Annotated in this window: 11 protein-coding genes; 6 read left to right on the top strand and 5 right to left on the bottom strand. The window is 61.1% G+C overall.

The window, feature by feature from the left end:
- Positions 1-30: 30 nt before the first annotated feature.
- Complete coding sequence (locus HU724_RS17215) at positions 31-1,785, bottom strand: L-lactate permease (protein WP_016775136.1); 1,755 nt, start codon at positions 1,783-1,785, stop codon at positions 31-33.
- 244 nt (positions 1,786-2,029) lie between these two features.
- Between HU724_RS17215 and HU724_RS17210 the strand changes: the two genes are divergently transcribed.
- Positions 2,030-2,236, top strand: a complete 207-nt coding sequence (locus HU724_RS17210) for a hypothetical protein (protein WP_016775135.1) — start codon at positions 2,030-2,032, stop codon at positions 2,234-2,236.
- A 51-nt stretch (positions 2,237-2,287) separates the two neighbouring features.
- Here the strand turns inward: HU724_RS17210 and HU724_RS17205 are convergent, their stop codons facing one another.
- Positions 2,288-2,569: a hypothetical protein gene (locus tag HU724_RS17205; RefSeq protein WP_071172799.1), complete on the bottom strand. Its 282-nt coding sequence runs from the start codon at positions 2,567-2,569 to the stop codon at positions 2,288-2,290.
- A gap of 278 nt (positions 2,570-2,847) precedes the next feature.
- Between HU724_RS17205 and HU724_RS17200 the strand changes: the two genes are divergently transcribed.
- Both HU724_RS17200 and HU724_RS17195 read left to right on the top strand, forming a co-directional pair.
- Positions 2,848-3,870: a hypothetical protein gene (locus HU724_RS17200; protein WP_186566589.1), complete on the top strand. Its 1,023-nt coding sequence runs from the start codon at positions 2,848-2,850 to the stop codon at positions 3,868-3,870.
- Between the two features lie 90 nt (positions 3,871-3,960).
- Entirely contained in the window at positions 3,961-4,581 is a 621-nt protein-coding gene (locus HU724_RS17195; protein ID WP_024013291.1) for a TetR/AcrR family transcriptional regulator, read from the top strand.
- A 202-nt stretch (positions 4,582-4,783) separates the two neighbouring features.
- Here HU724_RS17195 and preA read toward each other — a convergent pair whose 3' ends face one another.
- From preA to hydA, 3 genes are all read right to left on the bottom strand, one after another.
- Entirely contained in the window at positions 4,784-6,058 is a 1,275-nt protein-coding gene (gene preA / locus HU724_RS17190; RefSeq protein ID WP_076563397.1) for an NAD-dependent dihydropyrimidine dehydrogenase subunit PreA, read from the bottom strand.
- Positions 6,059-7,426 carry an NAD(P)-dependent oxidoreductase gene (locus HU724_RS17185; RefSeq protein WP_186566591.1) on the bottom strand — a complete coding sequence of 456 codons (1,368 nt, stop codon included), beginning with the start codon at positions 7,424-7,426 and terminating at the stop codon, positions 6,059-6,061.
- 164 nt (positions 7,427-7,590) lie between these two features.
- Positions 7,591-9,030 (bottom strand): dihydropyrimidinase, encoded by a 1,440-nt coding sequence (gene hydA, locus HU724_RS17180; RefSeq protein ID WP_150741059.1) that lies wholly within the window; start codon positions 9,028-9,030, stop codon positions 7,591-7,593.
- 624 nt (positions 9,031-9,654) lie between these two features.
- On the opposite strand from hydA, the gene HU724_RS17175 reads away from it, so the two are divergent.
- The 3 genes from HU724_RS17175 (at position 9,655) to HU724_RS17165 (ending at position 14,356) form a co-directional block, all read left to right on the top strand.
- Complete coding sequence (locus tag HU724_RS17175; RefSeq protein ID WP_186566593.1) at positions 9,655-11,139, top strand: NCS1 family nucleobase:cation symporter-1; 1,485 nt, start codon at positions 9,655-9,657, stop codon at positions 11,137-11,139.
- Between the two features lie 235 nt (positions 11,140-11,374).
- Entirely contained in the window at positions 11,375-12,658 is a 1,284-nt protein-coding gene (locus HU724_RS17170) for a Zn-dependent hydrolase (protein ID WP_186566596.1), read from the top strand.
- Between the two features lie 201 nt (positions 12,659-12,859).
- Positions 12,860-14,356 (top strand): helix-turn-helix transcriptional regulator, encoded by a 1,497-nt coding sequence (locus HU724_RS17165; protein WP_186566598.1) that lies wholly within the window; start codon positions 12,860-12,862, stop codon positions 14,354-14,356.
- Positions 14,357-14,446: the final 90 nt, after the last annotated feature.

The following is a 14,446-nucleotide window of genomic DNA, read 5'->3' as shown; positions in this document are numbered from 1 at the left end:
AGCGATGAGGCCGACGCGTTCACTCTGAATCTAATGCCCACCTACAACCATCGAGGTAAACGGTGCGACATACGCCTGCAACGTCACCAGCCCGCCGACCAGGATCGCCAGTACGATCGAGTGGAAGAACACGTAACGCAGGATCTCGCCCTCATGCCCGTACCAGCGGGTCGCGGTGGAGGCGACGACGATCGACTGCGCATCGACCATCTTGCCCATCACGCCACCGGAACTGTTCGCCGCCGCCATCAGCACCGGACTGATACCCAGCTGTTCCGAGGTCACTCGTTGCAGGCCGCCAAACAGCACGTTCGAAGCGGTGTCCGAGCCGGTCAGCGCCACCCCCAGCCAGCCGAGCAGGGTGCCAAACATGGGGTAGAAAATCCCCGTCGCCGCAAATGCCAGGCCCATGGTCGCATCCAGCCCCGAATAGCGCGTGAGGAAGCCCAGCGCCAGCATCGCCGCAATCGTGATCAACGAAAATCGCACCACCCACAACGTGCGTAGGTACTGCTTGATCAGTTGCGGGATCGAATAACCCATCAGCAGACCGCCGACAATCGCCGCCAGCAAAATCCCGCTGCCGGTCGCGGTCAGCCAGGTGAACTTGTAAATCGCTTCCTCGGCTTTCGGCGCCGCGACAACCGGCGGTACTTTTTCTATTTGCAGGTGCAGACCGGTGAAGGTCACCGCTGGGGCGAAGATCGGGTTGGCCTCGCGCACCGGTTTGCCTTGCGGGTCGAGCTTGGCCGATTGCGTGACCGGGTCGATCACCGGGCGCGTATCGAACATGTTCTTGAAGCCCTGCGTGCCCCACGCAAACACGAACACCGTGAGAATGATCCACGGCATCCACGCACGCATCACGGCCGGGCGCGCCTGATCGCTGAACGCAGCGCTGGCGGTGACTGTTTCTTCGTCGACCTTGGAGTTGTCGACGCGCCCGGACAGCGCTGCCGAAGTGTGGATGGTCGCCGGTTTCCACACCTTGAGGAACAGCGTCAAGCAGGCCATGGAAATCAGCGCAGCGATGACGTCCACCAGCATCGGCCCGTGGTAGTTCGAGACGAGAAATTGCGGGATGGCGAAACTCACTCCAGCCACCAGAATCGCCGGCCACACCTCAAGCATCTTGCGCCACCCGGCAAACGCCCAGATCAACCAGAACGGCACCAACACCGAGAAGAACGGCAACTGCCGGCCGACCATCATCGACAGCTCCATCTCGTCCAGCCCGGTGACTTTGGCCAGGGTGATGATCGGCGTGCCCAGCGCACCGAAAGCCACTGGCGCAGTGTTGGCGATCAGCGCCAGACCCGATGCGGCCAATGGCGAAAAACCCAGGCCGATCAGAATCGCCCCGGTCACCGCCACCGGCGTGCCAAAGCCTGCCGCACCTTCGAAGAATGCACCAAAGCAGAAGGCGATCAGCAGCAACTGCAAGCGTCGATCATCGGTGATGCGCGCGAGGGAGTCCTGCAGCACTTTGAACGAACCGTTTTCGGTGGTCAGGCGATGCAGAAAGATGATGTTGAGCACAATCCAGCCGATCGGCAGCAAGCCATTCGCCGCGCCGAACAATGCCGCCGAACCGGCCATGCCCGCCGGCATGTCGAAGGCGAAGATCGAGATCAGCAGGGCCGACGCCAGCGCCAACAGCGCCGCCAGATGCGCCTTGACGTGAAAGAACGCCAGCGCCGCGAGCATCACCACTACCGGCACTGCGGCCATCAGCGTGGAGAGTACCGGGTTGCCGAACGGGTCGTAGATTTGCTGCCAGACCATGATCCACCTCTGCTTATTGTTATTGAGGGCGCAGATCCATTGCATGGGGGTAGGTTGCAAGCAGTATAGGTGGCGTTACGCCGCTGTTCGGCTGCGACGAACGAGCCGACAAACGGTCGATAGTGGCCACTGAATCAACGCGCTTTTGCCCGGTCGTATCTGCGGCTGCGCGCACTGCGTCCCGAAGACGCGGGCAGCGTGGCGATTTCCGTCGTCAAGACCTTGGGTTTTAGGGAAGTGTTGAATGAAGCAAGCGACAACCATGCTGCTCACTGTGACCGCCGCCGTATTGCTGAGCGGCTGTATTGCGGATTTTGATGATGACCACCGCCATGGCCGGCACTACGACCGCGACCATGGCCGCTATTACGACCATGACCGGCGCTGGGACGACCGCGATGACGACCGCCGCGATGGCCGTCGTTATCACCGTGATCGCGATGATGACTGATTGAATGAAGAGGGCGTTCCCGTCAAAGGAACGCCCTCTGTGCATCAGCCTTCAGCTGAAAAAACGAGCGTTCGCCTGGACGCGGGATCGCGCAGGCACCGAGGCCTCGTGATCGAGCAAATGGGTGGCGAGTATGTCGCTCAGAAAACGGAACTGATCGTTGAGGCCGACCACTTCATTGCTGAAATGGTTGCTGGCGGCGGGCATCAGCAGATCGTCGAAATCCTTGTTGAACACCAGCGTCTGCGCCTTGCGCGGCACGACGTGCTGTTGGTAGTAGTTGCTGCCGAACACCGGGAAACTCACGGAGAGGGTGACTTGGGTGTGGATCATGGTGTGAACGCCTCTGTGTTTCGGATGAGTCAATCGTGCCTTTCATCATGGGAGGGCGGAAGGCAATCGTGGCGATGGTGGATATCGATGGTGGTGATGGTTGAGGTTTGTGGTGCTGCTGTTGGCGCCTTCGCGAGCAGGCTCGCTCCCACAGGTGCAACACATTTCAAATTTGGGAGCGAGCCTGCTCGCGAAGAGGCCGGAACCTTCAGCATCGAAATCGACTGACCCACCTATACTCAAACCTGCACCTCCCCAAGCCAAAGGACACCACCACCGTGAACCCGCGCGCGCTGGTCGTCGCCGCACTGCTTTTGCTGGCCGGCTGCGCCACTTCGGCCCGGGCGCCGGTGAGTGCGCCGCAGGCGGTGGTGGTGTCGGCGCAAACCTGGCAGCAGATCGACCGCGAGATCCTCAGCGCTTCGCAGCAGGCCACCGAGCAGGTCAAGCTGTTCGCCCGTGGCTCGATGGAACATTGGCGCACTCGGGTCTATCAGCAAACTGAAGAAAATTTCATCCCCTGGTTCAGCAGCTACTGGACCCAGGAATGGCTGTCGATGAAGGTCAGTTGGTACACGATCAGCGCCGGCGGCGAGCAGGACGCTTCGGCGAAACGGCTGGCGGCGTATCTGCTTGAGCAATATCAGGAAAAAGTCCTCGCGCCGGTCGCCGTGGAGATCGATCCGGATGCGATTCTGGCGCAGGCCACGGCGTTCTATGCGCAGTTGATGGCGCAGCAGATGCCGCTCATCGCCCAGCGTCACGGTGTGCCGATTGCGCAGCTCAACGGACGCTTGCAGAAGATCCCGGCCATCGCCCTAGGCCCGCCGCCGGCGCGGGATGCGTCGCTGTTCAAAGTCATCAGCACCGAGCCGCTCAACACCCTCCCGGCGTACGCCGCACTGATCGACAAGATCCACACCGACGGCGGCGCCAAGGGCATCTCTTCCACCGACGCGGCGATGGCCCCGGTGGCCAAGCGCGCCAGCCAGCGCATCGAAGCGGAAATGGCCCCGCGCGGCGCCGCCAGTGCAGTGGCGGCAGCAGCCGGAAAACTGGCCGGGGCGATGATTTCGGTCGGCGTTGCCGGCATTCGCGCCATCATCCAGGCCAACGACCGCCCCGACAGCGAAGCGCTGATCCGCAGCAGCCTCGGCAACACCTTCGACAAGGCCTGGCAGAAGCTGCTGCAGAATCCGACCACGGGGGTGATGGCCGGCACGCTGCACATGGCCGGGCAGGTCGAAGGTAATCTGGGCGTGAGTGAACCCACGCCTATCGATGTGAGCGCTGTGCCATAGCGCTTGTACCTGCGAAGTTTTGTTGGCGGCGGTCGCGCCCGGATCAGAGCGGATGCTAGTCTTGCGCAACGCTGTTGTCAGGGAGCCCACATGGGCAATCACAAGATCGAAATTCGCCGCAGTAACGTCGAGAAAATCCTGCTGGCGGCGGAAAAGGTTTTCGCCGAAAAAGGCTTCGGCAGCACCGCCATGGCGGACATCGCTGCCGAAGTGCAGTTGCCGCGTTCCAATCTGCATTACTACTTCAGCACCAAGAGCGAGCTCTACAGCGCAGTGCTGTTCGATTTATTGGAAGTGTGGAAGCAGGACGCGCTGTGCTTCGAGATGTTCGACGACCCGCGCGTGGTGCTGAGCAGTTACATCCGCGCCAAGATGAACCACTCACGCAGCCGGCCCTATGGCTCGAAGGTCTGGGCCAACGAAATCATCCACGGCGCGCCGACCCTGGGCGAGGCGCTGGATGCGAGCCTGTATGACTGGGCGAAGATGAAGGAAGCGAAGATTCGTCAGTGGGTCGAGGACAAGCGGATTCTGCCGGTGGAGCCCTCGGGGTTGCTGTACATGATCTGGGCGTCGACCCAGCACTACGCCGACTTCGATCATCAGGTGAACATTCTCAATGATCATCAGCCGTTGTCGGATATGCAGTTCGAGCGGGCGGTGCAGACCGTGACGGGTGTGATTTTGCGCGGGATCGGGCTGGAGCCTTGAAGAGCACCATCAAGGGCTTACCCTCACCCCAGCCCTCTCCCAGAGGGAGAGGGGGCCGACCGAGGTGTATTGAGAGGTACATCGACCTGAAAGACCGTGTCGATTATGGATTCACAACAACTCTTTCAGGTCGGCGAAGTTTGTCAGCATCCCCCAATCAGTCCCCTCTCCCTTGGGGAGAGGGCTAGGGTGAGGGGGTTTTTCAGACTGCGACGTGGTAGGGGTTGCGCGGATCATGATTCCAGTCCAGAAACGGCTTGCCCGTTTCCATCGGCACCATCTCGATACAGTCGGCCACGGGGCAGGTGATCTGGCACAGGTTGCAGCCCACACATTCCTCATCAATCACTTCATATTTATGCGTACCGTCGGCCTGTTTCAGACTGCCGATCGCCTGGTGTGAGGTGTCTTCACAAGCGATGTGGCAACGCCCGCAACCAATGCACGCCTCCTGGTCGATCTTTGCGATGACCTGATAGTTGATATCCAGGTATTTCCAATCCGTGGTGTTGCCCACCGCACGCCCGGAAAACTCGGCGATATTGGCGTAGCCCTGGCTGTCCATCCACCGCGACAAGCCGTCCTTCATCTCTTCGACAATGCGGAAACCATGCAGCATTGCCGCCGTGCACACCTGCACCGCGCCGCTGCCCAGCGCCATGAACTCAGCGGCGTCGCGCCAGCTGCCGATGCCGCCAATGCCGCAGATCGGCAAACCCTGGGTCTGCGGATCACGGGCAATTTCCGCGACCATGTTCAGCGCAATCGGCTTGACCGCCGAACCGCAATAACCGCCGTGGGTGCTTTTGCTGCCGACGGTGGGCAGGGCGACCATGTGGTCGAGGTCGACGCTGGTGATCGAGTTGATCGTGTTGATCAGCGACACCGCATCGGCGCCACCACGATGCGCCGCCCGGGCAGCGACGCGGATGTCGGTGATGTTCGGGGTGAGTTTGACGATCACCGGCAGCGAGCAGTACGTCTTGCACCAGCGCGTCACCTGCTCGACATATTCCGGTACCTGGCCGACCGCCGCGCCCATGCCGCGTTCGGGCATGCCGTGGGGGCAGCCGAAGTTGAGTTCGATGCCGTCGGCGCCGGTGGCTTCGACCAGCGGCAGGATGTGTTTCCACGACTCCTCGACACACGGCACCATCAGCGACACGATCAGCGCGCGATCCGGCCAATCCTTCTTCACTTGGGTGATTTCGCGCAGGTTGATTTCCAGCGAGCGGTCGGTGATCAGTTCGATGTTGTTGATGCCCAGCACTTCACGATTGGCGCCGTAATGCGCCGAATAACGCGAGGAAACGTTGACCGCCGCCGGATCCTCACCCAGGGTTTTCCAGACCACGCCACCCCAGCCCGCTTCGAAGGCGCGGACCACGTTGTAGGCCTTGTCGGTGGGTGGCGCAGAGGCCAGCCAGAACGGGTTGGGCGCTTTGATACCGGCGAAGACTATCGAGAGATCGGCCATTTACGCAGCCTCCACGTTGAGCATCAGTTGAGCGTTGATCGCCTCGGCGGCGCGTTTGCCGTGCTGCACCGCTTGCACGGTAAGGTCCTGATCGAGGCTGGTGCAGTCGCCGCCGGCATACACGCCGGGGACGCTGGTGCGCAGGTTCTCATCGACTGCGATGCGTTCGCCCTGACGCTTGAGTTCGCGCGCCAACGGATCGCTGAGAGCATTGTCATCGAAGCTCTGGCCGATCGCTTTGAAGATCGCATCGGCAGCCAGCTCGAAGGTTTCTCCGGTGGTTTGCAGACGGCCTTCAACCAGATCGGTGCGGGCGAAACGCATGCCGCGCACGCGGCCCTGATCATCGACCAACACTTGCTCCGGCTGCGCCCAGGTCAGCAATCGCACCTGATTGGCTTTGGCGATGTCCTGCTCATGGTGGGTGGCGCCCATGTCTGCGGCACCACGGCGATACACCAGATTGACGTCGCGCGCGCCGAGGCGGGCCATTTGCACGGCCATGTCGATCGCGGTGTTGCCGGCGCCGAGAACGATGCAGCGTTCAGCCAAGGGCAGTTGCGTGAGGTCATCGGCCTGGCGCAGTTCGCGGATGTAGTCGGTGGCGGCGAGCAGGCCCGGCGCGTCTTCGTGGGCCACACCGAGTTGCTTGCTGGCATTCAGGCCGAGGCCGAGGAATACCGCGTCGAACTGCTGATGTAGTTCGCTCAGGGTGAGGTTTGCGCCGAGTTTCTGGCCGTGGCGGATTTCAATGCCGCCAATCTGCAGGAGAAAGTCCAGCTCCTTCTGCGCGTAGTCATCGACCAGTTTGTACTTGGCGATGCCGTACTCGTTGAGCCCGCCGGCCTTTTCCCGTGCTTCGAAAATCACCACGTCATGTCCGTGCATCGCGCTGCGATGGGCGCAGGACAACCCGGCCGGCCCGGCGCCGACCACGGCGATACGTTTGCCCGTGGCCGGGGCGCGCTGGAACGGGTGTTCAGCGAAATGCGCATTGTCCACGGCGTAACGTTGCAGCAGACCAATCAGCACCGGCGCGCATTCCTGCGCGTTGTTGCGCACGCAGGCCTGCTGGCAGAGGATTTCCGTCGGACAGACCCGCGCGCAACTGCCGCCGAGGATGTTTGCCGAAAGGATTTTCTGCGCCGCGCCTTGGACGTTGTCCTGATGGATATTGCGGATGAACGACGGAATGTCGATTTCGCTGGGGCATGCATTGACGCAAGGCGCGTCGTAGCAATACAGGCAGCGCGAGGCCTCCAGGTGCGCTTGCCGTGAATTAAGCGGCGGCGCCAGATCAGTGAAATGGCCGGCGAGGGCGGCCGCGCTTTCGTGCGGGTGGGGAAGGTGGTTCAGGGTCTCGATCACGGTTTATGGCCTCATGGCTAATTGAGGTGCTGCCTCTGGTGGGCAGTGGTTGATCGTTCCCATGCTCTGCGTGGGAATGCCTCAAGGGACGCTCTGCGTTCCAATGGGACGCAGAGCGTCCCGGGCTGCATTCCCACGCAGAGCATGGGAACGATCACTAGGGGTCAGCGTTTAACGGCAGTCGGTTTATGCAACTCCGCCCGCTTGCTCAACAAATCAAACACCGCCGGGTAGGCCGGCCGTTCGATGTAGCGTCCGGCGCCGCGTTCGGCGCGCAGGTCGCCGTCGGCCCAGACCACGCGGCCCTGGCTGACGGTGTGGCTCGGCACGCCGCGCACGGTCTTGCCTTCGAAGATGTTGAAGTCCACCTGCTGATGGTGGGTCTTGGCGGAAATGGTCCGTGTGCCTTGCGGATCCCACAGCACCAGATCGGCGTCGGCGCCCACTCGGATCGCACCTTTGCGTGGATAGAGATTGAAAATCTTCGCGGTGTTGGTGGAGGTCAGCGCGACGAAATCCTGCATCGACAATCGTCCGGAGTTGACCCCTTCATCCCACAGCACCGCCATACGGTCTTCGATGCCGGCGGTGCCGTTGGGAATCTTGCTGAAGTCGTCGCGGCCAGCGGCTTTCTGCTCGGCGCAAAAGCAGCAGTGGTCGGTGGCGGTGGTGTGCAGATTGCCGTTCTGCAGCCCGTGCCACAGCGCCTCCTGATGGCCGCGTGGACGGAACGGCGGGCTCATCACGTAGCCGGCGGCGGTCTGCCAGTCCGGGTGTTGATAGACGCTGTCGTCAAGCAGCAAGTGGCCGGCCAGCACCTCGCCGTACACCGGCTGGCCCTTGCTGCGGGCATAGGTGATTTCGTCCAGAGCTTCCTTGGTGGAAACGTGCACCAGGTACAACGGCGTGCCGATGGTTTCGGCGATACGGATCGCCCGGCTCGCGGCTTCACCTTCGACCTGCGAAGGTCGCGACAGCGGATGCGCCTCCGGCCCGGTAATGCCCTGGGCCATCAGCTTGCGTTGCAGGTGATAGACCAGTTCGCCATTTTCCGCGTGCACGGTCGGCACCGCACCAAGTTCCAGGCAGCGCTCGAAACTCGCCACCAGAGTGTCGTCGGCGGCCATGATCGCGTTCTTGTAGGCCATGAAATGCTTGAAGCTGTTGATGCCGTGGTGGCTGACCAGCTCGGCCATTTCCTCGCGCACCTGCTCGCTCCACCAAGTGATCGCGACGTGGAAGCCATAGTCCGACGCAGACTTTTGCGCCCAGCCGCGCCACTGATGAAACGCTTCCATCAGCGATTGCTGCGGATTGGGAATGACGAAATCGATGATCGAGGTAGTGCCGCCGGCCAGGCCGGCAGCGGTGCCGCTGTAGAAATCCTCGCTGGCAACGGTGCCCATGAACGGCAGTTGCATATGCGTATGCGGGTCGATGCCGCCGGGCATCAGGTACTGGCCACTGCCGTCGAGCACTTCGGCGCCGGCGGGAATGTCAAGGTTTTCACCAATGGCTTTGATCACGCCGTCAGCGCAATAGACGTCGGCGCGGTAACTTTCATCATGGGTAACAACGGTGGCGCCACGGATCAACAGAGACATTCCGGATTCCTCGCAGGCATGACCGACTTGTGCCGGTTCTAGATGTTTTATTGAAGTACAGCGGCGCAGTTCGTATTCCTGTCATCGCTGTCAGGAATAGAAACTAGTCGCGATTTCAAGAATGATCAAGAATATTTTTTATAAGCTTATGGCTCTTTCAACCTACTGATAAATAAAGATAAATAATGAAAATCACCAAAATGGTGAGGCTGCTCACCATTTTGACGCACTTGACAGGATGGAAATATGAGCAAGATTTCCTATGTGAAATCAGCCGCTTGAAGTTGTGCTGCGGTTGCGGGTTCACCGACAAAAATAAATGCAGTGCACCAGTTTGAGTCCTGACACTTCGGACAACTTGCCCGACGTTTAGCCTGAGCGTTCAGACAAGTTTTCCCGGACTCATCGAATATTCAATTAAAACTGATGAATATCAGAAAGTTGCAAAGCGTGCAGTGCACCGCCAACGCGTTAAGCGCCAGATACGGCACGTTTATTGATGCCGCCGCTGACACCATGGCCGGTGCATGAAAGTTGTCAGTTCCTCCGGCCATCGTCCGGCTGGCGCCGTATGCGCCAGCCGCCTGATGAGCAAAAAATAATCAGAAGAACAGTGGAGCGGCCATGCAACAGACCAGATCACAAGTGACCGAGCGCGACGGCTTGTTCGAGCTCGAAGCGGGCAGTGATGTCCTCGACAGTCCCCGCTACAACCACGACATGGCACCGACCAAGGTGCGCGAACGCACCTGGAACAAATGGCACATCACCGCGCTGTGGGTCGGCATGTCGATTTGCGTGCCGACCTACACCCTCGGCGGCGTGCTCACCGCTTATTTCGGCTTGAGCGTCGGCGAAGCGCTGTTGGCGATTCTGTTTGCCAACGTCATCGTGTTGATTCCACTGACCCTCAATGCTTTTCCCGGCACCAAGTACGGCATTCCGTTTCCGGTGCTGCTGCGCTCGTCGTTCGGCATTCTCGGTTCCAACGTGCCGTGCCTGATCCGCGCGTTGGTGGCGTGTGGCTGGTTCGGCATCCAGACCATGTTCGGCGGACTTGCGATTCACCTGTTTCTCGGCTCGGTGTTCGAGGGCTGGAAATCCCTCGGCGGCACCGGCGAGGTGATCGGTTTCATGGTGTTCTGGGCGCTGAATCTGTGGGTGGTGATTCGCGGTGCCGAGTCGATCAAATGGCTGGAAACCTTGTCGGCGCCGTTGCTGGTGGCGGTGGGCATTGGCCTGCTGATGTGGGCGATGCCCAATGTGTCGATGACTGAATTGCTGGCGATCCCGCCCAAGCGTCCGGAAGGCGCCAGCGTGGTCAGTTATTTCGCAGCAGGGCTGACGGCGATGGTCGGGTTCTGGGCCACGCTGTCGCTGAACATTCCCGACTTCAGTCGCTACGCCAAGAGCCAGAAGGATCAGATCCTCGGGCAAATTTTCGGCCTGCCGTTGACCATGTTCCTCTTCGCTGCGCTGGGCGTGGTGATGACCGCCGCATCGGTGAAACTGGTCGGCGTCACCGTGTCCGACCCGGTCACGCTGATCGGCCATATCCAGAGCCCGGTGTGGGTCGCTGTGGCCATGGCGCTGATCATCGTTGCCACGCTGTCGACCAACACTGCCGCGAATATCGTCTCGCCAACCAATGACTTCCAGAACATCGCGCCGAAGGTGATCAACCGCACCAAAGCGGTGTTGCTCACCGGTCTGGTCGGGCTGGTGCTGATGGGCCATGAACTGCTGAAAAAGCTTGGCCTGATCGTTTCCGACATCAGCCTGGAAACCGTGTACTCGAACTGGCTGCTGGGCTACTCGAGCCTGCTCGGGCCGATCGCCGGGATCATGGTGGTGGATTATTTCCTGATCAAGAAACAGCGGCTGGACCTCGCCGGGCTGTACCGCGATGACGTGTATCCGGCGTGGAACTGGGCGGGTTTTCTCGCCTTTGGCGTGCCGGTGGCGCTGACCCTGCTGTCGCTGGGCAGCGACGCGTTCAGCTGGTTTTACAGCTATGGCTGGTTCACCGGCTCGGCGCTGGGCGGGATTATTTATTACGGGCTGTGTGTGATGCGGGCGCAGCCTACGGTCGTGAAAACAGCGGTGTGAGCAAGGGCCTTTTCGCGAGCAGGCTCGCTCCCACATTGGAAATGCATTCTCACTGTGGGAGCGAGCCTGCTCGCGAAGCCGATGCGCCATACACCGCCGAAACTGATCGTTCCCACGCTCTGCGTGGGAACGCAGCCCGGGACGCTCCGCGTCCCAACAGCGGACGCAAAGCGTCCATGGATGAATGCCCACGCAGAGCATGGGCACTATCGGCATCAGCATTGAGGAGATCCCCATGAACGCAGCCGTAGACGTTCTGCAATCCACCCATCAGCACATCAACCGCGATCGCCTCTGGGCCTCGCTCATGGAACTGGCGAAACTCGGTGCAACGGTCAAGGGCGGCGTCTGTCGCCTGGCCCTGACCGACCTCGACCGCCAGGCCCGCGACCTGTTCGTGCAGTGGTGCAAGGACGCCGGTTGCAGCGTCACGGTCGATGCCGTCGGCAACATTTTCGCCCGGCGCGCCGGGCGCAACCCGAGCCTGCCGCCGGTGATGACCGGCAGCCACATCGACACCCAGCCCACCGGTGGCAAGTTCGACGGTTGCTTCGGCGTGCTCGCCGGCGTCGAAGTGCTGCGTACCCTCAACGACCTCGGCGTGGAAACCGAAGCGCCGCTGGGAGTGGTGGTCTGGACCAACGAAGAGGGCTCACGCTTCGCCCCGTGCATGATGGGCTCCGGGGTCTTCGCCGAGAAATTCACCCTCGAAGAGACTCTCGCCAAGGTCGACGCCGACGGTGTCACCGTCGGCGAAGCGCTGAATGCGATCGGCTACGCCGGCCCGCGCAAGGTCAGCGGGCACGCGGTCGGCGCGTATTTCGAAGCGCACATCGAACAAGGCCCGATCCTTGAAGACGAAGAGAAAACCATCGGCGTGGTACTCGGCGCGCTAGGGCAGAAGTGGTTCGACCTGAAATTGCGCGGCGTCGAAGCCCACGCCGGCCCGACGCCGATGCACCTGCGCAAGGATGCCCTGGTCGGCGCCTCGGTGATCGTCGGCGCCGTCAACCGCGCCGCCCTCGGCCATCAGCCTCACGCCTGCGGCACGGTCGGCTGCCTGCAAGCCTATCCCGGCTCGCGCAACGTGATCCCCGGCGAAGTGCGCATGACCCTCGACTTCCGGCATCTGGAGCCGGCGCGGCTGGATTCGATGATTGCCGAAGTGAAACAAGTGATCGATGCGACCTGCGAAGAGCACGGCCTCACCTATGAACTGACCCCGACCGCCGACTTCCCGCCGCTGTACTTCGAAAAGGGCTGCGTGGAGGCGGTGCGCGGCGCCGCGAAAGGGCTGGGTCTGTCGCACATGGACATTGTCAGTGGCGCCGGGCATGACGCGATCTTCCTCGCTGAGTTAGGCCCGGCGGGAATGATCTTTGTGCCATGCGAGGGTGGGATCAGCCATAACGAAATAGAGAATGCCGCACCGGATGATCTCGCGGCGGGGTGCGCGGTGTTGCTAAGGGCGATGCTCGCGGCTTCGGCGATGGTGGCGGACAGCGAGCGTGCCGCCTAAGGTAAACACACCCAGTAAACCTGTGGGAGCGAGCCTGCTCGCGAATGCGCCGGGTCAGTCACCGAATGGCCTATCTGACCCAGCGCTTTCGCGAGCAGGCTCGCTCCCACAGGGGATTTCTGGCGATTTTGAGGCCGTGGCACGATCCCGAACCGCTGCGGTCGTACTCTTCACCTAGCCGCATCACAGTGTGGAGATCCAATGAGCCAGGAAGTCCTGACCACCGAAACCAACCGTCGCCAGTTGCAGCAGATCATCGCCGGGGTGTCGGACGGGGTGATTCTGCTGGAACTCGACAAAAGCATCCTCTGGGCCAACGAAGCGGCGCTGACCATGCACGGTGTCAGCACCATCGGTGATCTGGGCAGCAACGCCGACGAGTACGCCAAACGCTTCACGCTGCGCTATCGCAACAATCATGTCTTGCCGCCGGACAACTACCCGATCAGCCGCGTCGCCCGCTGCGAGGCGTTCAATGATGTGCTGATCGAAGTCTCGTCCGTGGACGACCCGGAGCGGGTCTGGGTGCACAGCGTGCGCAGCATGGTGCTGACCGACCGCGTCGGCCAGCCCGAGTCGCTGGTGCTGATCATGAGCGACGTCACCGACTGGGCCAACGCCGAGCAGCGTTTCGAAAAAACCTTCAACGCCAACCCCGCGCCGGCAGTGATCTGTCGTCTCAGCGATTTGCGCTACATCAAGGTCAACCCGGGCTTTCTGGAAATGACCGGCTATACCCGCGATCAGGTGATCGGCACCTCGGCTTACGAAATCGATATCTTCGAGCAGGCCGATCACCGCGATCTGGCCGTTCAGCGCTTGCGCGATGTCGCGACCATTCCGCAGATGCAGGCGGAACTGCGCCTCCCCGACGGTGGCAGTAAACAGGTGATCGTTGCCGGTCAACCGCTGCTGCTCAATGACGAAAATTGCATGCTGTTCTCCTTCGTCGACATGGAGCCTCGGCGCCGGGTCGAAGTGGCCTTGCGTCAGAGCGAGGAGCGCTTTGCCAAGGCTTTTCGTCTGACTCCGGTACCGATTCTGATCTGCACCGCTGACAAGCAGGAGGTCATCGACGTCAATCAGGCATTCCTCGATACCCTCGCCTATGACAGCGATGACGTACTCGGGAAAACCGTGACGCAGTTGAGCTTTATCCACGATGACGGGGCGCGCACCCGGTTATTGTCGGCGTTGGCGAAGAACGGTCGGGTCGATCGGGTCGACGTGCCGGTGCGCAAGAAGGACGAGGAGTTGCTGGAGTGTGCGGTCTCGGCCGACACCGTGAACATTCACGACACGTCCTGCTATCTGCTGGTGCTGATGGACATGACCGAGCGCAAGCGCACTGAGTTGGAGCTGGTCGCGGCGATTGAAGAGGTGATGAAGGATGCGTCGTGGTTCAGCCGGACGCTGATCGAGAAGCTGGCCAATGTGAAGAAGATCAACTCGCCGCAGTTGCCAAGTGCCTCGTTCACTGACCTGACGGCCCGTGAGCGCGATGTGCTGGGCTTGATCTGTGAAGGACTGGCGGACAAGGAGATCGCTGCGCGGTTGAAGCTGGCACCCAATACCGTGCGTAATCATGTGGCCACCGTGTACTCGAAAATCGATGTGCATAGCCGCAGCGAGGCGATCGTCTGGGCTCGGGAGCGCGGTTTGTTTTCGGGAGAGTGGGGCACCAAGGGCCAGCGCTGAGGGGTGCAAATGCACTAGTTACAAGGGTGCAAATTCATGTATTGGCCAAGACGTTGTGTTCTTAGGCTGGTGGGGTGCGGTGTAGACCAT

Source organism: Pseudomonas iranensis, assembly GCF_014268585.2.
Taxonomy (GTDB): domain Bacteria; phylum Pseudomonadota; class Gammaproteobacteria; order Pseudomonadales; family Pseudomonadaceae; genus Aquipseudomonas; species Aquipseudomonas iranensis.
The sequence above is the reverse complement of the archived record's forward strand: the minus strand, read 5'-3'. Positions and strand labels throughout refer to the sequence as shown.

Bases quoted from the DNA above. Each gene is read 5' to 3' on its own strand.
- HU724_RS17215 (WP_016775136.1), bottom strand. From the start codon at position 1,785: ATGGTCTGGCAGCAAATCTACGACCCGTTCGGCAACCCGGTACTCTCC.
- HU724_RS17210 (WP_016775135.1), top strand. From the start codon at position 2,030: ATGAAGCAAGCGACAACCATGCTGCTCACTGTGACCGCCGCCGTATTG.
- HU724_RS17205 (WP_071172799.1), bottom strand. From the start codon at position 2,569: ATGATCCACACCCAAGTCACCCTCTCCGTGAGTTTCCCGGTGTTCGGC.
- HU724_RS17195 (WP_024013291.1), top strand. From the start codon at position 3,961: ATGGGCAATCACAAGATCGAAATTCGCCGCAGTAACGTCGAGAAAATC.
- preA (WP_076563397.1), bottom strand. From the start codon at position 6,058: ATGGCCGATCTCTCGATAGTCTTCGCCGGTATCAAAGCGCCCAACCCG.
- hydA (WP_150741059.1), bottom strand. From the start codon at position 9,030: ATGTCTCTGTTGATCCGTGGCGCCACCGTTGTTACCCATGATGAAAGT.
- HU724_RS17175 (WP_186566593.1), top strand. From the start codon at position 9,655: ATGCAACAGACCAGATCACAAGTGACCGAGCGCGACGGCTTGTTCGAG.
- HU724_RS17170 (WP_186566596.1), top strand. From the start codon at position 11,375: ATGAACGCAGCCGTAGACGTTCTGCAATCCACCCATCAGCACATCAAC.
- HU724_RS17165 (WP_186566598.1), top strand. From the start codon at position 12,860: ATGAGCCAGGAAGTCCTGACCACCGAAACCAACCGTCGCCAGTTGCAG.